A 26,790-nucleotide genomic window follows, 5' to 3' on the forward strand; every position below is an offset into this window, starting at 1 on the left:
GGGTTTTTCGTGATGAAGAAGTATTGGGCCGATCTCGGCGCATCGGTCGTCGTGTTCCTCGTGGCGCTGCCGCTGTGCGTTGGCGTGGCGGTGGCGTCCGGGGTGCCGGCCGAGCTGGGCATCGTGACCGGCGTGGTCGGCGGCATCGTCGTCGGCCTCCTGCCGGGCAGCACGATGCAGGTGAGCGGACCGGCCGCCGGGTTGACGGTGCTGGTGGCGGACGCCGTGGGCAAGCACGGGATCCAGGCCCTGGGCGTGATCGTCCTGGGCGCCGGACTGTTGCAGATCCTGCTGGGCTTAGCCAGGGGCGGACGGTGGTTCCGCGCGATCTCGCCGTCCGTGGTGCAGGGCATGCTGGCCGGCATCGGGCTGGTGCTGGTGTTCGGGCAGCTGAAGCATCTGGTGGTCTCCCCGGTGGCGTTGGCTCTCGGGTTGCTGACCGTCGTGATCATGCTGCTGTGGCAACGAACTCCGCTGCGCGTCGTGCCGGGCGTGCTCGTGGGCGTGGTCGTCTGCACCGCGCTGGCCTCGGTTTTTGCCTCACCGGTGGACCGGATCTCCGTCGGCACGCTGTCCGCGGACGTCCATCTGCCGAACTTCTCGTTGCTGGACACCGGAGTCATCGGCACCGCGGTGGTGTTCGCGCTGGTCGCCTCGGCGGAGAGCATGTTCAGCGCCGCCGCCGTCGACCGCATGCACGACGGGCCGCGCACGCGCTACAACCGTGAACTGGTCGCGCAGGGCGTGGGCAACACGATCTGCGGCCTGCTCGGCGCGTTGCCCATGACCGCGGTGATCGTGCGCAGCGCGGCCAACGTGTCGGCTGGGGCGCGGACTCGGGTTTCCCGGGTGCTGCACGGTGTTTGGCTGCTGCTGTTCGTGGTGCTGCTGCCGGGCTTGCTGACGTTGATCCCGGTGGCCGTGCTGGCCGCGGTGCTGGTGCACGCCGGGTGGAAGCTGCTCGGACTGCGCGACTTGGTCGCGTTGTGGCGCACGGACAAGGCCGAAGGGTTCGTCCTCGTCCTGACCGCCGGGCTCATCGTGGCCACGGATCTGCTGACCGGCACGCTGGTCGGGTTGCTGACCGCGGTGGTCAAGACGGCCTGGGACGTGTCGCGGCTGTCGGTGGTGATGACGCCGGACGGGGTCGCGCTGCGCGGCAACGCGACCTTCCTGCGGCTGCCCCGGTTGCTGGACGCGCTGGACCGGGTCGACCGGGAGCACGTCCGGATGGATCTGAGCGGGGTCCGGCACCTCGATCAGGCCTGCGGGCAGGCCATCGACCAGTGGGTGGACGAGTCGCGCCGGGCGGGCAGGACCGTCGAGCTGGTCGGCAGGTAGCCGCGCACGCGAGGCTGAAGACAACCCCCGCGGGGGGTGACGTGAGTCGTGAAGTCCATCATCGCGAAGCGGCGATGACAGGACCACACGCGGTACGGGCCGACTAGAACGGTGCCGCGGCCGTGGGGGTCGCGGCCGCGGCACCTCCATTCAGTTGGCTGTAGTGCTGTGACCGCCGGCCTTCACCGCGTCTTCCGGCGCTCAGCAGGGCGCCTCGCGGCACCGGCCCCGCGCCCCCACATGTCCAATATGAGGACGCGGGGCCGGCACCACGATGCACCCGTCTGACCGTCGAAATACGGGGCAAAGGCCGACGGACACAGCACTTAGTGGCTCGTGAACTGCCCGCGAACGGCTCCACCGGGGAACGCCGCCGTGTGGACGTTCGAGTAGAAGTCCTTCGGAGCCTTCTTCAGGGCGTCGAGCGCGGCCTGGTCGACCCCGCCGACGGTGCCGGACACCGCGAACACACCGTTCGGGACGGCCGTGCCGAAGAACGTGATCTTCACCGGGCCGTTGACGCCCTTGGCGCCCTGGTGGACGTGGCCCAGCGTCGGGGCGTCGATGTTCACCCACGCCAGCGAGAAGTCGACGCCGGTGCCGTTGGGCCGCACGAACGTCACGGCCTGGCCGTCCGGGTCGCCGACCTCCGGGCCGCCCGCGACGGGCACTTCCTGCGCGCCGTTGGAGAACGCGCGGAGCTTGCCGCCCTTGATGATGTCGAGCGGGTTGACCTGCTTGCCGAGCGGCTTGAGCTGGGCGCGGACGGCGCCGCCCGGCCGGTCGGTGCTGTGCAGGTTGACGTAGAAACCGGCCGGGTTCTTGCGGATGTCGTCGGCGAGCTTCGGGTCGATCACGGTCTGGCCGGCGGCCGCGGACAGCGTCTCCGGCATCGGGGTGGTGAAGAGGTTGACCTTCACCGGGCCGTTCTGGCCGGCCGCGCCCTGGTGGATGTGGCCGAGGGTGAGCTGGGCGGTCTTCTTCCACTCGACCGCGAACGTCACGCGGTCGCCGCGGACCTCGACCAGTGCTTTGGCCGAACCGTCCGCGTCGCCCACGGCGGGACCGCCGGGGGTCGGGACCTCCTGCTTGCCGTCCAGGTCGGCCGAGAAGAACATCGGCTTGCCCTTGACCGGCGCGGGAGCGGGCTTGCCCTGGTCGGGTTGCGTTGGCGCCGGGGTGGTGGGCGCGGGGTTGTGGCCGCCGTGCTCACCGCCGTGACCCGCGGCCTTCGTGGCGGTCGGCTTGTCGGCGGAACCGCCTGCGTCGATGTTCAGCGTGGCGCCGTCAGGGGTGAAGTTCTGGAACGCCGAGCCGCCGTTCTTGACGACCACGCGGACCTCGATCGGTCCCTTGCCGGGCTTCACGGTGAACGTGCGCGACTCGCCCTTCTTCGCGCCGTCCAGGCAACGACCTTCCAGCACGTCGGCGGCGCAGAACGTGGCCTCGTAACCGGCCTGGTTGGTGATCTTCACGGTCACGGCGTCCTGGGCAGCGGACGCCGGCGTCACGACACCCAGTGCGGCCGCGGCGCCCAGAAGGCATGCGGCAGCGACAGTTTTGTTGGCAGACATGGGATGTACTCCAAGGCTCCTCAGTGGGAGTCGGGGGGTCTGGCGGACCCGACGCCACCAACACGGATGTGGATCGGATTCGGTTCAACAAGTTCGTTGGTGAACCGAACGACGTCTCGGTACGTGTAGACGCCGGAACAGGGACGACCACATTGGAGACGAAGATGCGTGCACGTATGGGGATTCTGCTGCTTCCGGTTCTGCTTGCGGGCCTCGCTGCCTGCGGAAACGAGGCGCCGCAACAGAACTCGCAGCAGGAGGTGCCGGTCAAGGCCGAGGTGAAGATCGCGCAGACCGAACTCGGGCCGGTCCTGGTCGACCAAACGGGACGGACGCTCTACGCGTTCACCAAGGATGAGAACAAGTCCAGCGCGTGCGACGCCGACTGCATCGCCGTGTGGCCCGCGCTCACCGCACAGTCCAAAGTGGATGCCAAGGAAGGTGCCGACACGAGCCTGGTCTCGCAGGTCGAGGAGAGCTCACAGGCCGTTTACGGAAAGTGGCCGCTCTACTACTACGTGGGAGACCAGGTGCCCGGTGACCTGAACGGCCAGGGCGTCGACGACGAGTGGTTCGCGATCGCCCCGGACGGCAAACTGGTCAAGAAGAGCGGATGAACACTGGGCCGTTCGGGTGTATCCGGCTAACGGTCCGATGAGATGTGTCGACCCAGAAGATGAGCCAGTAGGGGGCGACACATGACCAGCGCAGGTTTTGACGCGAAGTTCCTCGGCACCGCCGCCGGGATCCCGGTGCTGACCGAGTCAGGGGCCGACGACGCGGTCGAGCTCGCCGGCTCGACCACGATCGACTACACGCACTTCTCGCTCGCGCAGAGCAAGTCGCGCAAGTTCGCGATCTGGGTCGCGTGGAACATCGACGGCGGCGAGATGAAAGCCCTGAGCCGCAGCAACATCCCTTTCATCAAGGACCCCAGGATCCCGGCCGAGTTCCAGACCGGCGACGAGCTCTACCGGGACAACAGGCTCGACCGCGGCCACCTCGCCCGGCGCGCCGACCTGTGCTGGGGCCCGAAGGCGGAGGCGCAGAAGGCGAACAAGGACTCGTTCTTCTTCACGAACATCACGCCGCAGATGGACGACTTCAACCAGAGCACGAAGGAAGGGCTCTGGGGCCGGCTCGAGGACGCCGTGCTCTCGGACGTCGACGTCGACAACCTGAAGGTCAGCGTCTACGGCGGCCCCGTCTTCAACGCCGACGACAGGGTGTTCCGCAGCGTCCCGATCCCGCGTGAGTTCTACAAGGCGATCGCGTTCGTGGTGGACGGCGAGCTGCGTTGCAGCGCGTTCCTGCTCACGCAGAACCTCGTCCTGGCCGAGGCGCTGGACCTGGACGAGTTCCGCGTGTTCCAGGTGTCGGTGGCCGAGCTGGAGAAGCGCGTGAGCTTCACCTTCCCGGCCGAGCTGCACGCGGCCGACACCGCGTCGGTGCAGCTGCTCGACGAGTCCGAACGCAAGCCGCTGGACAGCCTCTCCGACATCAGGTGGTGATGCGGACCCCTGGTAGTTCCTGACGGAGCTCCTCCAGCCGGGCCAGGGATTCCGGCTGGTGCACGACGACGTGTTCGAGCCTCGGCAGCACGCGCAGGTCGTCCGCGGCCGGCACGCCGAACACCTCCAGCACCAGAACGGTCGGCCACCGTTCCAGCCCCGCCAGTGAGTAGGGCGGGCGGTGGTCGATCGCCAGCTCGCGCAACGCGGGCAGCCGCGGCAACGCGCCCAGCCCGTCGTCGAGTGCCGAGTCGCGGATCTGCAGCCGCCGCACCAGGCCGCCGGCCAGTGACGCGAGATCGACGCGGCTGAAGTGCAGGTGCAGTTCGTCGAGGTCCTTCACCGGGGTCAGGTCGATCCGCCCGAGCGGACGGCACCGGCTCAGGTGCAGCTCCTTCAGCGACCGGGACTCCGCGAGCGGCGAGAGGTCACGCATGACCTCGTTCTGCCACAGCTCCAGCCGGTGCAGCGACGGCATGGCGCCCAGCGGGTCGAGCGGGTTGATGTTGCCGATGCACCGCACGTGCCGCAGCCTCTCCAGGTGCATGATGAACTGGATCCGGTGCCAGCCCCGCACGTCGACCCGCCGGTCACCGAAGTCCACTTTGGACAGCACGGCCCTGGCGTACTTCTCCGCGTCCGGCGTGTTCCGCCACGCCCGCAGCAGCTCGTCGATGACCATCACGTGATCCACCGCGACGAACTCCGCGATCCGCTCCCACGCGCCCTCGCCGCCGATGTTGGCCAGCGTCCGCACGATGTACGCGGCCTCGGCCGTGTTTCCCGCGGCCTCGGGCCCTGGCAGCAGGTCGACCACGAACGAACCGGCCTCGGCCAGCGCGTCGGCGTGCGCGAAGCTCTTCGGCGGGATCAGCGAGGCCGCGGCCTGGGTGACCTGCGCCCGTGCCGTCTCCGGTTCGATCACGTCGGCCTGTTCGAGGCACGCCAGCGCGAGCAGCCGCAGTTTGTCCCGGCCGCGCTCGTCCTTGCGCGTGTCGTCGTTGCCCGCCAACAGGTCCATCAGCACGCGGGCTCGTTCGCGCGGCCGGGCGTGTGCGACGGCCATCACCACGACGTCGTGCCACTCGTCGAGATGTGCCCTGTCCACCAACAGGTTCAGGTCGCCGGCGTCGACGACCTCCTTGGCCGCCAGGTAGTCGCGGAACGTCCGGTGCACGAACTGCACGCGGTCCTGGCTGACTTCGCGCAGCAACCCGGCCCGTTCGAGCAACCGCTGCATCGCGTCGTCCGCGTCGATGTCGTGCGACCGCAACCCGCGCATCGCGTTCCCGAGCCGGTGCACGGCTTCCTCTCGCGGCACCATCAGCTCCCGGTTGCGCACCAACGAGTACGCGAACCGTTGCAGCAGAACGAGCTGCTCCTCCTTGGAGAACGACGGCAGCGCCAGCCCGCGGTCCTCGTCCCACCGCACCAGCAACAGGTCCAGCGCCGCCTCGTACAGCGACCGCCGATCGCGCGGAAGGTGCATGTTCCGGTCCTGGTGCAACGCGCACAGCAACCCGGCGAGCAACGGGCTCGACGCCAGCCGCCGCAGGTCCGGCCGCTTCGCGAGCGTCGCCACCAGCCGAGCTTCGCACTCGGTCAGCCACACCCGCGCGTCCCGGGTCAGCCCCGGCTCGTCGCGGGCCGCGGTGTGCCAGGCCTCCACGAAGTCGCGCACACCCTTGTCGCTCAACGGCAACAGGTCGAACGCGGTGAAGCCGACGTCCTCCAGCCAGTCCTCGGGCACCGCCGCCGGGCGGGTGGTGATCGCGTACCGCGCCTCCGGATAGGCGTTCACGAGCTGTTCGAGCCACAATCGTGCCTCGGCACGCCGTTCCCACACCAGCTCGTCCACGCCGTCCACGAGGACGAGCGCGCGCCCTTCCTTGAGCCGCGCGGTGACCCATCCCGCGGGCTTCTCCTCCTCGATCATCGAGGCGGTCGACGAGATGAACTCCTCCGGCTTCGGCAGCGCCGTGTACTGCCGCAGCGGCACGAAGAACGGCACCAGCCCGAGCCACTCGTTGCCCGAGGTCCGCGTCTCGCCCAGCGCGTTCATCGCGAGCCAGCGCAGGAACGTCGTCTTGCCCGCGCCCGCACCACCCCTGATCAGCACCCGAGTCGCGTCCGCAAGCGCCGCCGCCACCGGCAGTCCCGCGCCGGTCAGCTCGTCGGTGTCCCCGACCCGTGCGACCGCCAGCGACACGTACGAGCTGTCGAACGACTGCCGCCGTGGCGCCCGCCCGCGCGACACCCCGAACAGCTCCAGCCCGCCCAGCGAGTGCGCGACCTGGTCGGCATAACGGTCCTCGAAGTCACGATGTGACGAGGTCAGGGCCAGTTGCTGCTGGTCGGCGAGGCGCGCCACGGCGTCCGCGGTCGAGCGACTGATCCGGAACATCTCCACCGCGAGCCGCCGCGCGTACTCCGGTTGCGACCACACCAGCTCCACGACGGCACCGCAGACCCGCATCAGCACCGCGTCGTAGACCGCCGACGCGTGGTCGGACAGGCCCGCCGCCCGACGGATCTTCTCCGACCTGGACAGCACGTAAGTCCGCAGCGACTCCGGCGTCAGCATCACCCGCAGCGCCTCGTCCTCGCGCAACGGCAGCGACGCCTCGATGGACTCGCGCACCGCGTCCACGGCGGCCTGCCACTCGTGCTGCTCGACCGCGCTCAGCTCGCCGCGGGCAAGCTCGGCGCTCACTCGCTCGACCAGCGGTCCCGGCCTGGTCAGCTCACGCTGGCGCTTCTTGTTCCTGGCGCCCTTGTGCATCACGTCGAAGAGACCGAGCAGCACGCGCTCCAGCACGGTCTCCAGCACCATCAGCAGTCCGGCGGAAAACGGATCGGCCACCCGTCCAGTATCAGCTCGTGATCACCGCGGCCGGCCGGACTTCACCAGCTGTTCATACCGGCAGGGAGACCTTCCGGACGTGCCCGATGTCGAACTCCCTGGTCGAGCCGTCCTCGCAGTCCGCGGTCAGCACGCCTTCGAGGTGCTTGGTCGGAAGGATCACGTAGGTGTCGATCTTGCGCGGGCCGCTCGCGTACCCGATCTCGACGCGATCACCGCTGACCAGTGCCGACGCCAGGATCATCACCTCCTCGTCGCGCAGGAAGACGTTCTGGTCGCGCAGCATCCGCGCCGCGCTGGCCCGCGGCGTGCCCCGGCCGGCGCTCGGCCTTTCCTGCTCGACCAGCCGGATCGCGAGCTGGGTCAGCTCCAGGTCGTCCAGCTCGGCCCGCCACCACCTGTCCTGACGGCGTTCGCCCCGTGCCGGCGCCCGCAGCCGTTCCACACGCTCCACAATGGACTGCTCGCTGGCGTCCAGTCCGGTCGGCGCGTACCCGGCCCGGCGCAACGCCGCCAGCGTCTCCGCCATCGGCTGGGCCGACGCCAGCACGGTCGGCGCCAGGAACCGCAGCTTGAGCGACGCCAGCCGCTTCGACTTGGCGATCTCCTGCAGCAGCGCCGGATCCTCCGCCCGCACGCAACTCGTCACGTCACTGACCGTCAGCTGCCCGTGCCGCCGCGCCACGTCCTGCACCTGGTACTCGATGACCTGCGGTAACGGCGCCTCCGACACGACACCGAGCCGCCAGAGCACCTCGTCGGCGGACAGTCCCGTGTCCAGCGCGCGCCGGATCGACCCGGCGGACAGTCGCCACACCCGTGCCGCGTCGTTGTCCTCCAGGTCCGCCACCAGGTTCAGCGTCGCGCTCAGCGAGGGTGACGGCAGCCCGTTCACCACCGCGGTCATGTCCGTCTGGAACGCGGCCTTCTCGGTGGCCTGAGGCATCAGCTCGGAGGCGGCCGCCTCGACGTCCCCGTCGTTCCGCACCGCCACGCCCAACGGCGTGAGCGCACCGCCGGCCACCAGCCCCAGCGACTCCATCTCGCTGATCACCGCCGCCGTCGCCCGCGCGTCGTGCACCGCCGGGCGCGACCACACCAGGTCCGTGATCACCTCGTCCACGTTCACGAAGGCTTCCTGGGCGGAGAACCGCGCCAGCGCCGACTGCCGGAGCGCGAGGCCCGCCGAGCCGGTGTAGTCGCGCAACGCCGCCCGTGCCTGATCCGGCTCTGGCCGCCAGTCCATCCGCCGCCACGCCTTGACCAGCGCCGCGAGCCTGATGCCCGGCTGCGAGTCGAGCCAGTCGTCGGCCTGCCTGGTCGGCAGCAGCCGGGCACGTTCGACCCCGACCAGCTGTGCCTCGGCCGCGAGCTCCAGCCACAGCCGCAGCACGCCGTCGGCGACCCTGAGGGCCCGTGCGACCCTGCGGATCTCCACCGTCGCCACGCCACCGGTGTAGCGGGCGTCGAAACTGTCCTGTTCACAGTGCGCCAGCAGCCGCGCTACACCGTCCACAGTGGACATCGCGGCCACGATCGGCGAGGTCGCGGAGGCCTTGCGCCTCAACGGCGTCTTCGGCCGCAACGTCAACTGCCCGCGCACGGCGCCGTTCGTCCGCACCGAGTTCACCGCGATGAGCTTCGGTCCGGCCGGCCACGCCAGCGCACGTTCCTTGAGCTGCCCGAAAGCCCGTTCGAAGTCGGCCGCCGAACACCGCAGCTCGGTGCAGATCGTGTCGATCGTCCCCGTGTTGTTCTGCGCCACGATCGCGCCGAGCACGTCGAGCGCGCCCTGGTCCAGTGTGTCCTCGACGGCGTGCACGGAGTCGGAGTCGGTGAGCTGCGTCGCGAGGTCCTTCAGCGTCCGCAGATGACGGTCCGCCACGTCGCGGCGGTGCAGGAGTATCGCGGCCACCTCGTCCGGCTCGAGTTGGTGAAGCCAGGTCGCGAGCGCGTTGATACGGCGGGCCATTCGTCGCATTATGGCCCTGATTGTGTGTCCTCAAACGAATTTTCACGCGCATGGGCGATCGGCCTAGGCTGACTCGGTGACATTCAGCGGTTTCGGCGAGTACGCCATCGACTTCTACGACGGGTTGGTCCTCGACAACTCGAAGGCGTACTGGGACGACAACAAGGAGACGTACCTGCGCGACGTGCGGGCGCCGATGGAGGCCCTGCTCACCGCGCTGGAGAAGGAGTTCGGCGAGGGCAAGGTGTTCCGGCCGTACCGGGACGTGCGGTTCGCCAAGGACAAGACGCCGTACAAGGACCACTGCGGCGCTGTCATCGAGAAGGGCCGTGGCGGAGGCGCGTACTACGTGCAGCTCAGCCCCGAGGGACTGATGACCGGCGGCGGCTCGTTCCACATGGCCTCCGACCAGCTCGCCCGCTACCGGGCCTCGGTCGGCGCGCACGGTGTCCTGTTGCGCAAGATCGTGGACAAGCTGGTCAAGCAGGGCTGGCAGCTGGCGGGCGACGTGATGAAGTCGAAGCCGCGCGGGTTCGACGACGACCACCCGCACCTCGACCTGCTCAAGCACCGGTCGATCTACGTGCGCAAGGTCTGGGGGCCGGACGACGTGCTGCACGAGGTGGAGTGCCTGGACCGGGTGCGCAAGGCGTGGCGGCAGCTCAAGGACTTCAACTCGTGGTGCGAGGACCACGTCGGCGTGAGCGAATCGCCGCGGCGATAGCCCAGCCGAGGCCGATGCCGAGCACGTCCACCAGCGCGTCGAGCACGTCACCACTGCGGTGCAGAGGCGTGATGACCTGCTGGAGAACCTCCGAGACGCCCGCGTAGACCACCAGCAGCGGCAAAATGCGAGAAATCTTCGCGTACAGCCCGGTGAACGCCAGCAGCGCGAACAACAGCGTGTGGATGACCTTGTCCGTACCGGGCGGCGCGGTCGGCACACCTGACTCGGGGGTGAACAACACGACGACGCTGAGCAACGCCGCGATCACGAACGGGAGTACTCGACCCATGGTCAAAACATTACCGAGGAGTAGTTCGGGATCGGTCCAGGAACGAGGTCTACTCTCTCTAGACGTGAGTCGACGCGCAAAGATCGTCTGTACCCTCGGTCCCGCCACTGGCACGCCGGACAAGGTCCGTGACCTGGTAGCGGCCGGTATGGACGTGGCCAGGATGAACTTCAGCCACGGCAGCCATGCCGACCACAAGCAGGTTTACGACATGGTCCGCGCGGCAGCCGACGAGTCCGGCCGCGCCGTGGGCATCCTCGCCGACCTCCAGGGCCCCAAGATCCGCCTCGGCCGTTTCGCCGCGGGTCCGGTCGACTGGAACACCGGCGACATCGTCCGCGTGACCGTCGAGGACGTCGAGGGCACGCATGACCGCGTGTCGACGACGTACAAGGAGCTCGCGAAGGACGCCAAGGTCGGCGACCGCCTGCTCGTGGACGACGGCAAGGTCGGCCTCGTGGTCGTCGAGGTCGAAGGATCCGACGTCGTGTGCGAGGTCACCGAGGGCGGGCCCGTCAGCAACAACAAGGGCCTTTCGCTGCCCGGCATGGACGTCTCCGTGCCCGCCATGTCCGAGAAGGACGTCGAGGACCTCGAGTTCGCGCTCTCGCTGGGCGTGGACTTCATCGCACTGTCGTTCGTGCGTTCGCCCGCGGACATCGACCTGGTCCACCAGGTCATGGACCGCGCGGGCAGCAAGCGCCTCCCGGTGATCGCGAAGATCGAGAAGCCGGAGGCCGTGGACAACCTCGAGGCCATCGTGCTGGCCTTCGACGGCGTCATGGTCGCCCGTGGTGACCTGGGTGTCGAGCTGCCGCTGGAGCACGTGCCGCTGGTGCAGAAGCGCGCGATCCAGATCGCCCGCGAGAACGCCAAGCCGGTCATCGTCGCGACCCAGATGCTGGACTCGATGATCACCAACTCCCGCCCGACCCGCGCCGAGACGTCCGACGTCGCGAACGCGGTGCTGGACGGCGCGGACGCATTGATGCTGTCCGGCGAGACCTCGGTCGGCCGCTACGCCATCGAGTCCGTGCAGACCATGGGCCGCATCATCGAGGCCGTCGAGACCGAGTCGGTCGTCGTGCCGCCGCTGACCCACGTCCCGCGCACCAAGCGCGGCGTGATCTCCTACGCGGCCCGCGACATCGGCGAGCGCCTCAACGCCAAGGCCCTGGTCGCGTTCACGCAGTCCGGTGACACGGTCCGCCGTCTCGCCCGCCTGCACACGCACCTGCCGCTGCTGGCCTTCACGCCGGAGCCCGCGGTCCGCTCGCAGCTGTCGCTGACGTGGGGCACCGAGACGTTCCTGGTGCCGCGGGTGGAGTCCACCGACGAGATGGTCCGCCAGGTCGACGTGGCCATGATCGAGATCGGCCGCTACCAGGCCGGTGACCTCATGGTCGTCGTCGCCGGATCGCCTCCCGGCACCATCGGTTCGACCAACCTCATCCGGGTGCACCGGCTGGGCGAGGACGACCACGCGTAAGTGCTCGGGCTCTCAGCCAGGTCTGTCGTGATGCCGGCCCTGCTCCCTCATACTGGACGTGTGAGGGAGCAGGGCCGATGCCTTGCTGAGACCCGACGGTGCTAGGAGAGTTCTGCCGTGACTGAGGCCGCCCGTGCCGCCGCTACGAGCCCGTCCGGCTTGAGTGGACAATCCGCAGTGGACGACCTGGTCGCGTTGCTCGACCTGGAACGCATCGAGGAGAACATCTTCCGAGGCGTGTCACCCGCGGAGTCGCCGGTGCGCGTCTTCGGCGGCCAGGTGGCCGGCCAGGCCCTGGTGGCCGCCGGGCGCACGGTTCCGGTCGAACGCCGCGTGCACTCGCTGCACTCGTACTTCATCCGTCCCGGCGACCCGCGCGTGCCGATCGTGTACGAGGTGGACCGCATCCGCGACGGCCGCTCGTTCACCACCCGCCGCGTCGTCGCCGTGCAGCACGGCAAGGCGATCTTCGCGTTGTCCGCGTCCTTCCAGTTGGAGGAGCAGGGCGTCGAGCACTCGTCGCCGATGCCGGAGGTGCCGGACCCGGAGTCGCTGCCGACGTGGAGCGAGTCCGTCGCGGGCTACTCGCTGGTGAACATGAAGTTCCCGCGGCCGATCGACGTCCGGTACGTGACGGAGCCGCCGTGGGAGTCGCGTGAGGACGGTCCCGGCGAGGCCGCGTCGCGGGTGTGGATGAAGGCGGACGGCAAGCTGTCGGACGATCCGATGCTGCAGCTCTGCGTCATGACCTATGCCTCGGACATGACGCTGCTGGACGGGGTCCTGGCCAAGCACGGCGTTTATTGGGGACTGGACAAGGTTCTCGGTGCCTCCTTGGACCACGCGATGTGGTTCCACCGGCCGTTCCGGGCCGATGAGTGGTTGCTGTACGACACCGCTTCGCCTTCGGCGTCCGGGAATCGCGGGTTGGCGACTGGGCGGTTCTTCACGCGGGACGGGCAGCTGGTGGCGACGGTGGTGCAGGAGGGGCTGATCCGGGTGATCAAGCCCTCGGTCGAGGATGAACAGGCCTGAGAGTCGCCGACGTGCAGCGTTTCCTACACCCAGGATGTAGGAAACGCTGTATTTGGATGTAGGATTTGCTGCATGGACACGGTCCGTGCTCTCGAACTGCTCAGCACGTACACCGCTGGGCAGTGGGGCATGGTCACGACGCGGCAGGCTCTGCGCGGCGGTGTCGACGACGTCACCCTGTACCGGCTGAAGTCGGCTGGTCTCCTGGAGGGCGTTCGTCGCGGTGTGTACGCGTCGACCTCCGCCGAGGAATCAGACGCACGCGCCGAACAAGCAGCCTGGCTGGCACTACGCCCTGAGGTCGTCGGCTGGGCACGACCCAAGCTCGATCCTGACGGTGGTGTCATCTCCCATCAGTCCGCCGCGCGCCTGCACAACTTCGGCGACCTGGTGAACGCCCAGGTGGAAATCACTGTCCCGCGCCGGCGCACTACTCGTGATCCGGACGTGAGACTGCGTCGAGGAGTTCTCACCGACGCCGACGTGATGATCCTCAACGGACTACCGGTCACCACACCGTCGCGCACGATCTACGACCTGCTCGGGCAGCACATCGATGCCGGGCACGTCGCGACGATCATCCGTCAGGCGGTCGAATCAGGGCAGGTCCGGCTCGACGAGCTGGCGGAGCGGATCCAGCCTCACGCGCGGTCCTACGGCGCCAAGCCTCCGACCGGCGTGGCGCTGCTCGAGCTGCTGCTCGTCCAGATAGGACTGTCGATCCAGGACCTGGTCACCCGGCCATCTCCGATCCGCGTTCACCGCAAACCAACTGAAGCGTCATGACCTCGAAGCCACCCTCCAGCCCGCAGGCGTTCACGAGTTCGCTCAAGAGCCGTGCGGTCAACAGCTCCAAGCTCACCGGAGTTCCCACCGGCGAGCTCATCGAGCGCTACTACCACCGCCGCCTGCTGGCTCGCGTGTTCCACTCCGACCGGGACGGCTGGGTGCTCAAGGGAGGTCAGGCGCTGCTGGTCCGATGGCCGAGGGCCAGATACTCGACCGACGTCGACCTCCTGCGGGTGAGCGAGGACGCCACGGTGGACGGCGCCGTCGAAGCGCTGATCGCCGCGACATCGATCGAACTGGACGATCATCTTCGGTTCGACCATCACGACACTTCTCGTGAAACGGCGGCCAACCGGCCGTCCCGCAAGGTGCGGTTCAAGGTCATGTTCGGTCTCCGGCAGCTGTCCACGGTGAGCGTCGACGTGGTGACTGCTGAACTTCGCCCGGTTGGCCGTCTCGCTGTCGAGCAACTCGAGTCGCCGTTCGTCATCGACTCCAACCCATGGCCCGAGATCCGCATGTGGCCGCTCGAGGACCACGTTGCCGACAAGATCGCGGCGATGTACGAACGGCACCGCGAACAACTGGTGCCCTCGACGAGGTTCAAAGACCTCGTGGACCTGGTGCTGATCGCGTGCAACTCCGCACCGGACGGCGCTACCACTCACCAGGCGCTGCACGCTGAGGTGCGCCGTCGCACAGCGGCCGGCACGCATCTGGTTCTGCCCGGCGAGTTCGCCGTGCCGGACCCCTCGTGGACGGCCGGTTATCGAGCTGAGGCGGCCAAGACCAAGGAACTCTCCGCCGAACATCGGACCCTCGAAGGTGTCACGCCGCTGGCCGCCGCCTTCATCACACCCCTGCTTCAGGAGCAGTCCCCAATCGGAGCGTGGACGGTCGAACGTCTGCGCTGGGAGTGAGGCTCAAGCCTTCCGGCGCCGGTGAGTCGGTCGCAGGTTCGCCGGCGGCGTCAGCGCCCGTGTCTCCACCCGCTCCAGCACCACCGAACTGGTCAGGTTCCGCACCTCGGTCCGCGACGCGATCTTGTCCATCAGGAACGCCTGCAGGTGCGTGGAGTCCGCGACCGCGATGTGGATCAGGAAGTCCGCCTGCCCGGACACGTGGAACACCGACCGCGTCTCCGGCTGAGCCATCACGAACGCCCGAAAAGCCGCAACCACCGGCCGGGTGTGCGGCCGCACGTTCACGGCCACCACAGCCTCCAGCGGCAGCCCGGTGGTAGCCGGGTCGACGACGGCGTGGCATCCGGTGATCACGCCGAGTTCGCGAAGCCTGCGGACCCGTTGCAGACATGACGACGGCGCCAGGCCGACGATCTCCGCCAACGTCCGGTTCGGCACAGTGGCGTCGTTCTGCAACTCCTCCAGGATGTGCCAGTCGACCGAATCCAGTTCGGCTTGTTCGCGCATAAGCGAACATCGTACTGACCAGGTGGAACTCGGGCGAACGAGTGAACGACGATCTGCCTCATGCACATCGCGTGGACGTCGTTCCTGGTCGCCCTTCTGATCATCATGATCGTGCCGGGGCCGGACTTCGTGCTGATCATGACGAACGCGGTGCGCAGCCTCAGGAAAGGCACCGAGGCGGCGCTCGGTGTGATCACCGGACTGCTGGTGCACGCGACGCTCGCGACCATCGGGCTGAGCGCCCTGGTGGCCGCGGTGCCGACGGCGTTGCTCGTGGTAAAGGTGATCGGCGCGCTCTACCTGGCCTACCTCGGCTTCATGACGTTCAGGACCGCGCGCAAGCCGGCCGAGCAACAGCACGCCGGAGGAAACGTGTTCCTGCGCGGTGTGCTGTGCGACCTGTTGAACCCCAAGGTGATGCTCACGTTCCTGAGCCTCATCCCGCAGGCGATGGACCCGAACGCCGCGCCACTCCCGCAGGCGGCGCTGCTGAGCTCGGTCACGGTGGGCGTGTTCGCGGCGTTCTGGGTGATCGTCGTGCCGTCCGCGCGTCAGCTCGGCACGCTGCTGAGCAGGCCCAAGATCCGCGCGACGTTCGAGCGGGTTTGTGGGACCGCTCTCATCGGGATGGCGGCGTCAGTTCTCGCCGTTTGAGTCCCAGGCCACGGTCAGCTCGTCGCGCGTCCCGAACCGGACCAGGTGCCGTTCCACGACGTCGCGCAGCCGGGCCACGTCCTCTTCCGACGACGACACCACGCGCATGATCAGCGCGTCGTCCGCCGCGGTGAACTCGGCCAGGCCGGCGGAGAAGCGGACGAAACCGCGATCGTCCTCCCAGGACCCTTCGAGGTCCTTGTGCGTGAAGTGCTTGACCAGCTGCGAGCCGTACCTGGAGGCACGGTCGGTCGCCGAGCGTCCCACGCTCGTGAATTCCGTCATGAAGCCAACTTACGCCTAGCAATACGTACCGGCACGTGACGCGGTTCACCTGGCAAAACGGAGTCTGAGAACACCCTGTGACGTCTCGCGTAAACAAGAAGAACACGGCAGGCTGTCGCGTATGACGGAAGGCAAAGCACGTATCGCGGTCACCGGTCTCGCCACCATGGGCAGCAACCTCGCGCGCAACCTCGCGCGCCACGGCTTCAAAGTCGCCGTGCACAACCGGACGCCCGCGAAGATGAAGGCCCTGCTCGACGAGCACGGCCACGAGGGTGACTTCGTCGGCGCCGAGACGCTGCAGGATCTGGTCGACAGCCTGCAGACGCCGCGCCAGATCATCATCATGGTCAAGGCGGGTGGCCCGACCGACGCCGTCATCGACGAGCTGAGCGGGCTGCTGGAGCCCGGCGACATGGTCATCGACGGCGGCAACGCCCACTTCAACGACACGCGCCGCCGTGAGGCCGCGCTGAAGGAGAAGGGGCTGCTGTTCGTCGGCGCCGGCATCTCCGGCGGCGAGGAGGGCGCGCTCAACGGCCCGAGCATCATGCCGGGCGGTCCCGCGGAGTCCTACAAGCACGTCGGCCCGGTCTTCGAGGAGATCGCGGCCAAGGTGGACGGTCAGCCGTGCTGCGTGCACGTCGGGCCGGACGGCGCCGGGCACTTCGTGAAGATGGTCCACAACGGCATCGAGTACGCCGACATGCAGCTGATCGCCGAGGCGTACGACCTGCTGAGCCGCATCGGCGGGCAGACGCCGGCCGAGATCTCCGAGGTCTTCACGCAGTGGAACTCGGGCGACCTGGAGTCGTACCTGGTCGAGATCACCGCCGAGGTGCTCAAGCACGTCGACGCCGACGGCACGCCGCTGGTGCAGGTCATCGAGGACGCCGCCGAGCAGAAGGGCACCGGCCGCTGGACCGTGCAGGAGGCGCTGGAGCTGGGCGTCCCGGTCACCGGCATCGCCGAGGCCGTGTTCGCGCGCAGCCTGAGCGGCCACACCGACCAGCGCAAGGCCGTGCGCGCCGCGTTCGGTGCCAGCGAGGTCGTCGCGAAGCCGGACGCCGAACTGGTCGACGACGTGCGTCAGGCGCTCTACGCGTCGAAGGTCGTCGCGTACGCGCAGGGCTTCGACATGATGCGTGAGGCGTCGAAGAACTTCGACTGGAACATCGACCTCGGCGCGATGGCGACGATCTGGCGCGGTGGCTGCATCATCCGCGCGCAGTTCCTCAACCGCATCCGCGAGGCGTACGACGCGAACGCCGACATCGCGTCTCTGTTGGTGGACAACTACTTCCGCGACGCGGTGCAGAACGCTGAGGCCGCATGGCGCAGGGTTGTGGTGCGCGCGGTGGAATCCGGCGTGCCGACGCCCGGTTTCGTGTCCGCTTTGGCCTACTACGACGGACTTCGCTCCGAGCGTCTTCCTGCCGCGCTTGTCCAGGGACAGCGGGACTTTTTTGGCGCACACACGTACAGGCGCATCGACCGGCCCGGTAGCTTCCACACGTTGTGGTCGGGTGATCGATCAGAGGTGGAAGCGTGAAATTTCGAATTCTGGGGGTGGTCGTCGCTGCGGCGGCAGGGTTGACCCTGACGTCCAGCGGCGGCGCGGTGGCCGTCGACAACGAGGCCCTGACCCGCGATCTCGACACGATCCTGGCTGACCCGGCGCTCACCGGCGCCGACGTCGGCCTGGTCGTGCGGGACGCCAACACCGGCGACGTCGTCTACACCAGAACGAGCTCGCGTCGTCAGCAGGTCGCCTCGAACATGAAGGTGCTCACGACGACGGCGGCGCTCGACCTGCTCGGCCCGGACTTCAAGTGGAAGACCGAGCTGTTGTCCGCGGGCACGCGCAACGGTGCGACGTTGCAGGGCGACCTCGTCCTGCGCGGCACCGGCGACCCGACGATGAGCAGGACGCGGTACGCGGCGCTGGCGACGGCGCTGAAGAACAGCGGTGTCACGAAGGTCAGCGGTTCGCTGGTCATCGACGACACGGCGTTCGACGCACAGCCGTACGGTTCTGGCTGGGCGTGGGACGACGAGCCGTTCTCCTACAGCGCGGAGACCTCCGCGCTGACGCTGTCGCCGGACGCGAAGTTCAGCGCCGGCACGGTGATCGTGCGCGTCAAGCCGGGCGCCGCGGCGGGTGCCCCGGTCGTCGCCACGGTCGAGCCGGAGAACGACCGCGTGCTCGTGGTCAGCACGGCGACCACCGGAAACGGTGGCGTCAGCGTCGAACGCGACCACGGCTCGAACATCATCAGGGTCAGCGGCTCGACGAACGTCGAGACGACGGCCCTGGCGTCGGTGAAGGACCCGGCGGGGCTGGTCACGTCCGTGTTCCGCAACGCGTTGCGGGAGAACGGGATCGAGGTCGTCGGCGACGTCCGCAAGGCGGCGGCTCCCGCCGGTGCCGCGGTGCTCGCGTCCGACCAGTCGATGCCGCTGAGCCAGCTGATCAAGCCGTTGCTCAAGGACAGCAACAACATGCTGGCCGAGGTGCTGGTGAAGTCGGCCGGCAAGTCGTTCACCAACGGCGTCAACCAGCTGAGCACCAAGTGGTCGGGGCTCGGCGTCGACCCGAACGGGGTCGAGGTCTTCGACGGCTCCGGCATGTCCCGCCTCGACCAGTTCTCGCCGGACTTCCTGGCGTCGATCCTGATCAAGGCGAAGACGAAGCCGTGGTTCGCCACGTGGCGGGACGCGCTGCCGGTCGCCGGTGTCGACGGCACGCTGGTCAACCGCATGAAGAACACCCCGGCCGCGGGCAACCTGAGGGCCAAGACCGGATCGCTCAGCGGCGTTTCGGCCCTGTCCGGCTACGTGACCACGCAGGCGGGCCGGGAGCTGGTGTTCTCGTTGGTGCAGAACAACGTTCTGCTGTTCAACAGCCCGAAGTCCATCGAGGACAGGATCGCCGTGCGCCTGGCCTCCGATGGCGGTACCCAGGCGGCGGCACCGCAGACCCAGTCGGTGCCGCAGCAGCGCAAGGCTCCTGCGCAGGAACGCACCAAGGTTCCCGCGCAGGAACGCTTCGACGTGGAGTGCTCCTGGATCGGCACCTGCTGACGTTCTGAGATCGAGCGCTGGAGCCGCCTCGGGAAACCGGGGCGGCTCCAGCGTTTTCCAGGCCAGTGCTTTCTAGGCGGGTGACGGCACCGGTTCGAGCCCGTTGCGATCCGGATCCACCAGGTACACGCGGGCGTTCGAGATGTCGAAGTACATGCCCTTCAACGTCAACGTGCCCGCGGTGATCGCCTCCCGCACGCTCGGGTAACCGAGCAGGTTGTCGAGCTGCTGTGCGACGTTCGCGACGGACAGCCGGTCGGCCACCGGCAGCTCGGCGCACCCCTCAGACATGGGCGCGTGGAAGCGGATCAGTGACGGCTCCGCGTTGCGCAGCCAGGAGTGCAGGTGCGAGCCGCGCGTCGCGGATCCCTGCACGAGTGCCTTCATCGCGCCGCAGTCGGAGTGTCCACACACGACGATCCTGCGCACGTTGAGCACCTCGACGGCGAACTCGATCGCCGCGCCCACCGACCTGTCGTCCGCCGACGACATCGGCACCAGGTTGCCGATGTTGCGCACGCAGAACAGGTCGCCCGGCCCGGACGTGGTGATCAGGTTCGGCACCACGCGCGAGTCGGCGCAGGTGATGAACAGCTGCTGCGGCCGCTGCCCGCGCACCGCCAGCTCGTGCAGGAACGGCCGCACCAACGGCGCCGAACGTCGTTCGAACTCGTGCATGCCCAGGATCATGGGATCGCTCTCGGCGGACGAGCGCTGGGCGGGCAGCGACACCGCTTCCGGCGTGCCCTGCCAGTGCGACCACGGCGCGAACCAGCGGGGCAACGGGCCGGGCAACGTCTTGCGCCGTCCCGGTTTGCCCTGGTTCGCCCGGTCGTACCAGGTGTCGTGCACCTCGTCGACGCGCACCCGGCCGCCGAGCCGTTCGTAGCCCTCGCGCCAGTCGTTGATCGCCTCGTACGACGCGTGGTCCAGGTAGTCGACGTGCAGTTCCAGCACCACGGTCTGGCCCGGCGGCAGCCTGCGCAGCTCGCGCACGAGCCGCCCGATGCCGAGGAACACCAACGATCCGCGCACGCACACCCGGTTGCCCTCGACACGCACCGAACAGTGCGTCAGCCGGTACAACGCGCGCAGCAACGCGATCGCCAGGCCCGCGACCACGCCTTCGAGCAGTCCGAACAGGACGACACCGGTCGCCGTCGCCGCGTAGACGAGGAACTCCCGGTGCTGCAACAGGTTGCGCATCCGGCTGATGGACACGAGCCGGAGCCCGACGACCAGCAGCACGCCGGCCAGCGCCGACAACGGGATCAGCTCCAGGGTGGGGGTGAACGCCAGCACCGCCACCGCGATCCACACGCCCTGGAAGATGGCGGCATAGCGGGTCTTCGCGCCCGCCGCGACGTTCGTGGAACTCCGTGCCAGGCCACCGCTGATCGGGAACCCGCCGAGCGCGCCCGCGAGCACGTTGCCGGTGCCCTGCGCGATGAGCTCCTTGTCCAGCCGGGCGCGCGGCCCGTCGTGCAGCCGATCGGTCGCCACCGCCGACAGCAACGACTCCATGCTCGCCACCAGCGCCACGGTCACCACGGCCGCGATCACCGCACCGGCGCTGCCCTGCGGCATCTCGGGGAACACCAGCGCGTGGCTGTCCGGCAGGTCGACCCGCTGCACGTCGAGGCGCAGCACGAACGCCAGCGCCGTCGCGGCGGCCACGGCGACCAGGGGTGCGGGCACCAGCGAGGCGCGCGGAACCCGTGGCCACAGCAGCAGGACCGCGATCGCCACCGCACCGGTCACCACCGGCCCGAACGCGGGCGCGACGAGTTCTCCCGGCAGCTGTGCGAGGTTCGCGGGCACGGTCGACGCCGCCGTGCCGCCCAGCACCACCACGAGCTGTCCGACGGCGATGGAAATGCCGATGCCCGCCAGCATTCCGTGCACCACGGCCGGGGACAGCGACATCACCAGGCGGCTGATCCCGGTGAGTCCCAACGCCAGCTGCAGCACGCCGGCCGCCAGGGTGATCGCCGCGGTGGCGGCCCACCCGAACTGCGCCACCAGCCCGGCCACGATCACCACGAGCCCGGTCCCCGGACCGCTGATCTGCAACGGCGCCCCGCTGATCGCGCCGACGACCACACCGCCGACGACCGCGGAGATGATCCCCGCCATCAGCGGCGCGCCCGTGGCGTGCGCGATGCCCAGCGACAACGGGATCGAGATGAGGAACAGCACGAAGCTCGCGGGCAGGTCGTGCCGGAGGATCAGCGGTGGACCGTGCGGGGTGTGATCGCCTGCGTCGGACTTCTGGAGATGGCTCACGACAGAGAAGTTCCTTCCTGGAATGCGGCATAGCCCTGTGCGGGCAGCACAGGGCGAGGGGAGGGGAGTGAGCTGGGGACGAGCGCTCTAGCGGCGCTCTAAGGGCAGCATCCGGCGCGGCCGGACGGCATCGAGCGCGTCGGCGCGGTCATGCGGGGTCGGCACGGGAACACCTCCGTGTCGGCACAGGCAAGTGGGTCGAGATCAGGCCGCGTCGCCACCAATGATGGGGGCGGAATCGGTGCTGTGGCAGATCTTTCAGCCAACCGTGTTGATCTTGACCTGGCATGTCACGCGAGGTAGTGACGAAGATGGGCCGGCTCCGGTCGGGGGGTGCGGAGCCGGCCCACATCGCGACAGTTCCGAAGAACTATCGAGTTTCGAAATTCAGCCTACCGAGCGCAGGTGCTTGCCGTGTGAAGTCTCCTGGCCCACCACGGTCAGGATCAGCTGCGCGGAGAGGTAGGCACGGCACGGTGCGGGCATCCGCCGGGAGAACCAGCCGCGCTTGCAGGTGGCGCACCGGCCGTGCTCGTCGGGCTGGTGCTCGTCCAGCAACGCCTTGACCACCGCGACCACCCTCGGCAGCTCAACCCTGGCGAGCACGAGGGCGGTCTGGTCGTCGCCGCGCTGGGCGAGCTCGGTGAGTGTGGCCAGGTGGGAGTGCAGCGACTTGTCCAGTTGGCTGAACACCGTGACGGCCATCAGGCTCAGAGCTCCAGTCCCTACGTAAGCAGCCCATGCAGACTGGCGTGCCCTCCGTGCGATCTGCAAGTTGCAGTACACGAATGGATGACGTCTCTTTGCGACGCGCTCCTTTGCTCTCAAACTGAGACCGACCATGAGTGTGGATGCCACCCAGGAGGTGTCATGCGGGGTAGCAGCCCGACCCTGCGCAAGCGGCGGCTCGTCAGCGAGCTCCGGCGCCTGCGTGAAGTGGCCGAGCTGACGATCGAGGAGGTGGGCGAGCGCCTGGAGTGCTCGGCCTCCAAGATCAGCCGCATCGAGACCGGGCGGGTGGGGGTGAGCCCGCGTGACGTGCGGGACATGCTCACCGCCTACGGTGCGGACGCCTCCACCCTCGACGAACTGGTCCAGCTGGCCAGGGAAGCCCGTCGCAAGGCTTGGTGGGACGAGTTCGGCGACATCGTGCCCGGTCGTTACGTGGGGTACGAGGCCGATGCCGACTCGATCAGGACCTACCAGGGGCTGATGATCCCCGGCTTGCTGCAGTGCGAGGCGTACACGAGGGCGTTGATCTCCAAGGTGCTGCCGGACTCGCGCACCTCCGAGATCGACCGGCGAGTCCGGTTGCGCAAGGCCAGGCAGGCCCTGCTGAGCGAAGACGACCCGTTGCGCCTGCACGTCGTGATCGACGAGGCCGCCCTGCGCAGGCTCGTCGGCGGCATCGAGGTGATGCGCACGCAGATGGCGCGTCTGCTCGAGGTCGGAGCGCTCCGCAACGTCACGATGCAGGTCGTGCCGTTCAGCGCCGGTGGTCATGCTGCGATGGACGGCCCGTTCGTCATCCTGAGCTTTCCTGAGCAGCTCGACCCTGATGTTGTGTACATCGAAAGCACCAGAAGCGGCGTCTACCTGGAACAACAGTCGGACGTCCATTCCTACGCCGAGATGTTCGAGCGTCTGGTGAGTTCCGCCCTGACCCCGCGGGAATCGGCAACCCTGATCACTGAGATCGCTCGCACTCTCGCGTGACGCGACCGGGAGTGAACAGACAGTGGAAAGCTTGCGTTGGCGCAAGAGCAGCCGATCGTCGGCCGGTGGGCCCGAGTGCGTGGAGATCGCGCTCGTCTCAGCCGGTGCGGCAGTCCGTGACAGCAAGAACGCGGACGGGGCGCGGTTGAAGTTCGGCGGCTCCGGCTGGGAGACCTTCCTCGCCGCCGCGAAGACCGGCTCGTTGTCAGCTGATCGGTAGACACGCAGAAGGCCCGGCTGGGGATTCCCGGCCGGGCCTTCTCGCGTTAGGGGACGTGAGCCGGCCGGCGTTCCGCCGCCGCGGGCTGGATGCCCCTTGCACGCCGGCCGACCCACGTCGATCATGAGGAGCAGCGGGTGTTCCGCTGTCCGGTCCAACCTGTTCCGACTGCTCGATCTCCGGTTTCCGTTGATCTCGCCGTCTGTGGTTGGTTGGACACGCTAAGCGTAAGAATGCCTTCTACAGCACGACTGGAGCCCGACTGAAGTGATCTTCAAGCTCCAGGTGGCCACCAGGCGAAGGACAGGTCGGTGACGCACGGCGAGGAACCCCTGCGGTTCGAGGTTCTCGGCCTTCTCCGGGTCGTTCGCGCAGGTCACGAGGTTGATCTCGGTGCGGCGAAGCAGCGCGCCGTGCTCGCGGTGCTCCTGCTGGCGCGCAACACACCGGTCAGCCGCGGGCAGATCATCGAGGCCGTGTGGGGCGACAACGTGCCCTCGAGTGCGGTGAATCTGGTCCAGACCTACGTCGCCGGATTGAGACGCACCCTCGAACCGACCCGTGCGCGGCGCGCGCCGGCCGAGCTGCTGACGTCGGTCGGCGACGGATACCTGTTGCGCGTCGAGCCCGGTGCTTTGGACCTCGACGTGTTCGAACGTCAGGTGCTGCTCGCGAACCGCATGCGCGCCGCCGGTGATCTCGCCGGAGCGGCGGTCGAGCTGGACGACGCGCTGGCGTTGTTCCGCGCCGAACCGCTGGGCGGTGTCTCCGGGCTCTTCTGCGACGTCGAGCGCGGCCGTCTCGTCGAACGCCGGCTGGCGGTGCTGGAGGAACGGGCCGAACTGGGGCTCGCGATCGGGCAGGGCCCCGAGCTCGTCTCGCAGCTGACCTCGATGGTCGCCGAGCACCCGTTGCGCGAACGCGGCCACGGGCTGCTCATGCGGGCGTTGGTCCAGGCAGGTCGTCAGGCCGAGGCGCTGGCCGCGTACCGGGAAGCCCGCCGCGTGCTGATCGAGGAGCTCGGCGTCGAGCCGGGGCCCGAACTGCGCCGCGTGCACCAGGCGGTGCTGGCCGGGGACAGCCCCGAGCCCGAACGCGCGCCGGTCCGCGTGCCCGTGCAGGCGTCCGCTCCCGAACCCGCCCCGGTGACGATCCCCGCGCAGCTGCCGCGGGCGCCCGTCGCGTTGATCGGCAGGGATCCCGAGCTGGCGTTGATGGACGTGCTGCTGCGTGATCACGACGGTCCCGTGCTGCTGGTGACCGGTCCGGCCGGGGTCGGCAAGACCGCGCTGGCCCTGCACTGGTCGCACCGGGTCCGCGAGGAGTTCCCGGACGGCCAGCTCTACGTCGACGTGCACGGCTACGACCCGAACCGGGAGCCGCTGGAGATCGGCGAGGTGCTCAACCGGTTCCTGCGCGCATTGGGTGTTCCGGCCAGTGACACGCCGGTCTCGGTGGACGAACGCTCGGCGTTGCTGCGGACGCTGCTGGCCGACCGCCGCATGCTGGTGATGCTCGACAACGTCCGCAGCTCCGCCGATCTGCTGCCGCTGCTGCCGGGCGCGCCCTCGTGCGTGGTGGTGACGTCCCGGCGCCGGTTGGTGGGCCTGGTCGCGCAGGTCGAGGCGAAGCTGATCGAGCTGGACATGCTCGACGCCGATGCCGCCGTCGACGTGCTGGGCCGCATCGCCGGTCGGTCGGACATCGAGGCCCACGCCCTGCGCGAGCTGGCCGAGCTGTGCGACGGCCTGCCGCTGGCGTTGCGCATCGCCGCCGCTCGCCTCGCCGTGTCCCCTCGTTTGCGCGTGGCCGAACTGGTCGAGGAACTGCAGGACGAGCACGGACGGCTGGCCGCGCTCGGCCTGGAAGACGGTGAGGGCACCGTACGGGCGGCCCTGGACGCCTCACGCCGTGCGTTGCCCGCGTTGCCTGCTCGGTTGCTGGCGATCGTCGGCCTGCACCCCGGCGCGGACCTGACCGCGCACGTGGTGGCCGCGATGGGCGACGTCACCCTGGTGGAGGCGGCGCGTGCCCTCGACGCGCTGACCGCCGCGAACCTGCTGTCCGTCAGCGAACCCGGCCGGCACGTGGCCCACGACATCGTCCGCGTCTACACGAAAACGCTGGCGGGCGAACTGTCCGAGCCGGAACGCCGTGCCGCGACGGGCCGCATGCTCGACTACTACCTGCACTGCGCCGACCTGGCCGACGGCATGCTCCCGATCAACCGCGGCAGCGTCCTGGTGGCACCAGAACACCGTCCGGCCCACGTGCCGACGCTGTCCGGCGCGGCGGACGCGATGGCGTGGTTCGACGCCGAGCGCGCGAACCTGATCGCCGCCACCGAGCACGCCTCGCTCTTCGGCTGGCACGTGCACGCCTGGCAGCTGCCGTACACGTTGTCGCGGTACCTCTGGCTGCGCACCGAGCGCGAGACCTCCCTGCGCCTCACCGAAGCCGCGCTGCAGGCCGCCATCGCCCTGAACAACGACGACGCCCGCTTCGTCATGCAGTTCAACCTGGGCGTGGCCCTGCTGCAGTTCGAACGCTTCGACGAGGCCCTGAACGCCCAGCGCGGCGCCCTGGAAGTGGCCCGCCGCAAGGAGGACGTGCACCAGCAGGCCCGCGCCCTGACCACGATCGCCGGCACCTTGCAGGACCTCGGCCGGGCCGAGGAAGCCGAGGCCCACTACCGCGAGGCGATGGAGATCTCTCGCATCGCCGGCTCGAAGTGGGCCGAGGCCAACGCCCACCACCACCTGGGCCTGCTCTACCTGACCACCCAACGCTTCGACGACGCCATGCCGTGGCTGCGCGTCGCACTGCGGATGTACCACGAGGTCGGCGAGCAGTGCGGCGAGGCGGCCTGCCACGTCGACATCTCCACGGCGTTGCTGGAGACAGGTGACACGGACGGTGCGCTGTCGGCGGCCCGCATCGCGCTGGCCGTGGCGTGCGACGCCGTGTCGCCGTACCACCAGGCGCTGGCGCACGACCGGCTGGCGGCGGTGTTCGAGCGGCTGGGCGCGGCGGGGGCGGCGGCGCACTGGCAGCGGGCGCTGGCGCTGTTCACCGAGCTGGGCGCACCTGAGGCCGACGGGATCCGGGCCCGGCTGGCTCGGGCGCGCGCGGTGACAGTCGGGTAAGGGGTTCGCGGCCCGTGCCGGGGACGCGGTGACGGTCGGCTGAGGCTTCGCGGGCGGTGTGGGGGACCCGGTGACGGTCGGCTGATGGCGTCTGCAAGTACCGCCAACTCGCAGTTGGTGGTACTTGCAGACGCCAGCAAGCCAGGGGTAAGGGGTTCGCGGCCCAGAACTGCGCGATCACCCGATGCCTTGCCCCGTCCCTCAGCAGCAACCTCTCCACCATGACCGAATGGACCCCTGAGGCGATCAAGGCGGAAATCGACTACCGACGTGGCAACGCCGTGTGCAACTGGCAGCGGTCGAACGGCAGCGCGCCGTCCTGGCTGCGGCGAGTGATCCACCGCACCTCTGGGAAACCCGGCGGCACCAGGGCATGACG

General features: G+C 68.8%; 23 protein-coding genes. 15 read left to right on the forward strand and 8 right to left on the reverse strand.

Annotated features, from left to right (window positions below; translation table 11 throughout):
• The first annotated feature begins 12 nt into the window (after positions 1–12).
• Positions 13–1,341 carry a SulP family inorganic anion transporter gene (locus SK803_RS30080; protein ID WP_319969508.1) on the forward strand — a complete coding sequence of 443 codons (1,329 nt, stop codon included), beginning with the start codon at positions 13–15 and terminating at the stop codon, positions 1,339–1,341.
• Positions 1,342–1,667: 326 nt separating this feature from the next.
• On the opposite strand, the gene SK803_RS30085 is transcribed toward SK803_RS30080, so the two are convergent.
• On the reverse strand, positions 1,668–2,915 hold the full coding sequence (locus SK803_RS30085) for a CHRD domain-containing protein (RefSeq protein WP_319969509.1): 1,248 nt from the start codon (positions 2,913–2,915) through the stop codon (positions 1,668–1,670).
• A gap of 164 nt (positions 2,916–3,079) precedes the next feature.
• Here SK803_RS30085 and SK803_RS30090 point away from each other — a divergent pair, with 164 nt between their 5' ends.
• Positions 3,080–3,532 (forward strand): COG4315 family predicted lipoprotein, encoded by a 453-nt coding sequence (locus SK803_RS30090; protein ID WP_319969510.1) that lies wholly within the window; start codon positions 3,080–3,082, stop codon positions 3,530–3,532.
• A gap of 81 nt (positions 3,533–3,613) precedes the next feature.
• Positions 3,614–4,426 carry a DNA/RNA non-specific endonuclease gene (locus tag SK803_RS30095; protein ID WP_319969511.1) on the forward strand — a complete coding sequence of 271 codons (813 nt, stop codon included), beginning with the start codon at positions 3,614–3,616 and terminating at the stop codon, positions 4,424–4,426.
• Here SK803_RS30095 and SK803_RS30100 read toward each other — a convergent pair.
• Positions 4,416–7,289 carry an NACHT domain-containing protein gene (locus tag SK803_RS30100; RefSeq protein ID WP_319969512.1) on the reverse strand — a complete coding sequence of 958 codons (2,874 nt, stop codon included), beginning with the start codon at positions 7,287–7,289 and terminating at the stop codon, positions 4,416–4,418. The two genes, SK803_RS30095 and SK803_RS30100, sit on opposite strands and share 11 nt — an antisense overlap.
• Positions 7,290–7,341: 52 nt before the next feature.
• Positions 7,342–9,261, reverse strand: coding sequence for a helicase-associated domain-containing protein (locus SK803_RS30105; RefSeq protein WP_319969513.1), 1,920 nt, complete (start codon positions 9,259–9,261; stop codon positions 7,342–7,344).
• A gap of 76 nt (positions 9,262–9,337) precedes the next feature.
• Here SK803_RS30105 and SK803_RS30110 point away from each other — a divergent pair, with 76 nt between their 5' ends.
• Positions 9,338–9,985, forward strand: coding sequence for a DUF2461 domain-containing protein (locus SK803_RS30110; protein WP_319969514.1), 648 nt, complete (start codon positions 9,338–9,340; stop codon positions 9,983–9,985).
• Here SK803_RS30110 and SK803_RS30115 read toward each other — a convergent pair.
• A complete protein-coding gene (locus tag SK803_RS30115; RefSeq protein WP_319969515.1) occupies positions 9,933–10,277 on the reverse strand; it encodes a VanZ family protein in 345 nt (114 codons plus the stop codon). The genes SK803_RS30110 and SK803_RS30115 overlap by 53 nt on opposite strands.
• Positions 10,278–10,341: 64 nt before the next feature.
• Between SK803_RS30115 and pyk the strand changes: the two genes are divergently transcribed.
• The 4 genes from pyk to SK803_RS30135 all read left to right on the forward strand — a co-directional run bounded on the left by pyk (position 10,342) and on the right by SK803_RS30135 (position 14,510).
• A complete protein-coding gene (gene pyk, locus SK803_RS30120) occupies positions 10,342–11,766 on the forward strand; it encodes a pyruvate kinase (protein ID WP_319969516.1) in 1,425 nt (474 codons plus the stop codon).
• 117 nt (positions 11,767–11,883) lie between these two features.
• Positions 11,884–12,801 carry an acyl-CoA thioesterase II gene (gene tesB / locus SK803_RS30125; RefSeq protein ID WP_319969517.1) on the forward strand — a complete coding sequence of 306 codons (918 nt, stop codon included), beginning with the start codon at positions 11,884–11,886 and terminating at the stop codon, positions 12,799–12,801.
• 72 nt (positions 12,802–12,873) lie between these two features.
• Positions 12,874–13,587 carry a type IV toxin-antitoxin system AbiEi family antitoxin domain-containing protein gene (locus tag SK803_RS30130; protein ID WP_319969518.1) on the forward strand — a complete coding sequence of 238 codons (714 nt, stop codon included), beginning with the start codon at positions 12,874–12,876 and terminating at the stop codon, positions 13,585–13,587.
• Positions 13,584–14,510, forward strand: coding sequence for a nucleotidyl transferase AbiEii/AbiGii toxin family protein (locus tag SK803_RS30135; RefSeq protein ID WP_319969519.1), 927 nt, complete (start codon positions 13,584–13,586; stop codon positions 14,508–14,510). The genes SK803_RS30130 and SK803_RS30135 overlap by 4 nt, the downstream gene beginning before the upstream one ends.
• Positions 14,511–14,513: 3 nt before the next feature.
• Here SK803_RS30135 and SK803_RS30140 read toward each other — a convergent pair whose 3' ends face one another.
• Positions 14,514–15,020: an Lrp/AsnC family transcriptional regulator gene (locus SK803_RS30140; protein WP_319969520.1), complete on the reverse strand. Its 507-nt coding sequence runs from the start codon at positions 15,018–15,020 to the stop codon at positions 14,514–14,516.
• A gap of 60 nt (positions 15,021–15,080) precedes the next feature.
• On the opposite strand from SK803_RS30140, the gene SK803_RS30145 reads away from it, so the two are divergent.
• A complete protein-coding gene (locus SK803_RS30145; RefSeq protein WP_319969521.1) occupies positions 15,081–15,674 on the forward strand; it encodes a LysE family translocator in 594 nt (197 codons plus the stop codon).
• Here SK803_RS30145 and SK803_RS30150 read toward each other — a convergent pair.
• A complete protein-coding gene (locus tag SK803_RS30150; RefSeq protein ID WP_319969522.1) occupies positions 15,657–15,959 on the reverse strand; it encodes a DUF2218 domain-containing protein in 303 nt (100 codons plus the stop codon). The genes SK803_RS30145 and SK803_RS30150 overlap by 18 nt on opposite strands.
• Positions 15,960–16,080: 121 nt before the next feature.
• On the opposite strand from SK803_RS30150, the gene gndA reads away from it, so the two are divergent.
• Positions 16,081–17,511 (forward strand): NADP-dependent phosphogluconate dehydrogenase, encoded by a 1,431-nt coding sequence (gndA, locus tag SK803_RS30155; RefSeq protein WP_319969523.1) that lies wholly within the window; start codon positions 16,081–16,083, stop codon positions 17,509–17,511.
• Positions 17,508–19,043, forward strand: coding sequence for a D-alanyl-D-alanine carboxypeptidase/D-alanyl-D-alanine endopeptidase (dacB, locus tag SK803_RS30160; RefSeq protein WP_319969524.1), 1,536 nt, complete (start codon positions 17,508–17,510; stop codon positions 19,041–19,043). Before gndA ends, dacB begins: the two co-directional genes overlap by 4 nt.
• Before the next feature lie 72 nt (positions 19,044–19,115).
• On the opposite strand, the gene SK803_RS30165 is transcribed toward dacB, so the two are convergent.
• Positions 19,116–21,329, reverse strand: a complete 2,214-nt coding sequence (locus tag SK803_RS30165; protein ID WP_319969525.1) for a SulP family inorganic anion transporter — start codon at positions 21,327–21,329, stop codon at positions 19,116–19,118.
• Positions 21,330–21,716: 387 nt separating this feature from the next.
• Complete coding sequence (locus tag SK803_RS30170; RefSeq protein ID WP_045312321.1) at positions 21,717–22,034, reverse strand: hypothetical protein; 318 nt, start codon at positions 22,032–22,034, stop codon at positions 21,717–21,719.
• A 165-nt stretch (positions 22,035–22,199) separates the two neighbouring features.
• Between SK803_RS30170 and SK803_RS30175 the strand changes: the two genes are divergently transcribed.
• The 4 genes from SK803_RS30175 to SK803_RS30190 all read left to right on the forward strand — a co-directional run bounded on the left by SK803_RS30175 (position 22,200) and on the right by SK803_RS30190 (position 26,788).
• Positions 22,200–23,045: a helix-turn-helix domain-containing protein gene (locus SK803_RS30175; protein WP_319969526.1), complete on the forward strand. Its 846-nt coding sequence runs from the start codon at positions 22,200–22,202 to the stop codon at positions 23,043–23,045.
• 31 nt (positions 23,046–23,076) lie between these two features.
• A complete protein-coding gene (locus SK803_RS30180; RefSeq protein WP_319969527.1) occupies positions 23,077–23,265 on the forward strand; it encodes a DUF397 domain-containing protein in 189 nt (62 codons plus the stop codon).
• 311 nt (positions 23,266–23,576) lie between these two features.
• On the forward strand, positions 23,577–26,411 hold the full coding sequence (locus SK803_RS30185; protein ID WP_319969528.1) for an AfsR/SARP family transcriptional regulator: 2,835 nt from the start codon (positions 23,577–23,579) through the stop codon (positions 26,409–26,411).
• A gap of 221 nt (positions 26,412–26,632) precedes the next feature.
• Positions 26,633–26,788: a hypothetical protein gene (locus tag SK803_RS30190; RefSeq protein WP_319969529.1), complete on the forward strand. Its 156-nt coding sequence runs from the start codon at positions 26,633–26,635 to the stop codon at positions 26,786–26,788.
• Positions 26,789–26,790: the final 2 nt, after the last annotated feature.

This window comes from Lentzea miocenica (genome assembly GCF_033949945.1).
GTDB classification, from domain to species: Bacteria; Actinomycetota; Actinomycetes; order Mycobacteriales; family Pseudonocardiaceae; genus Lentzea; species Lentzea miocenica.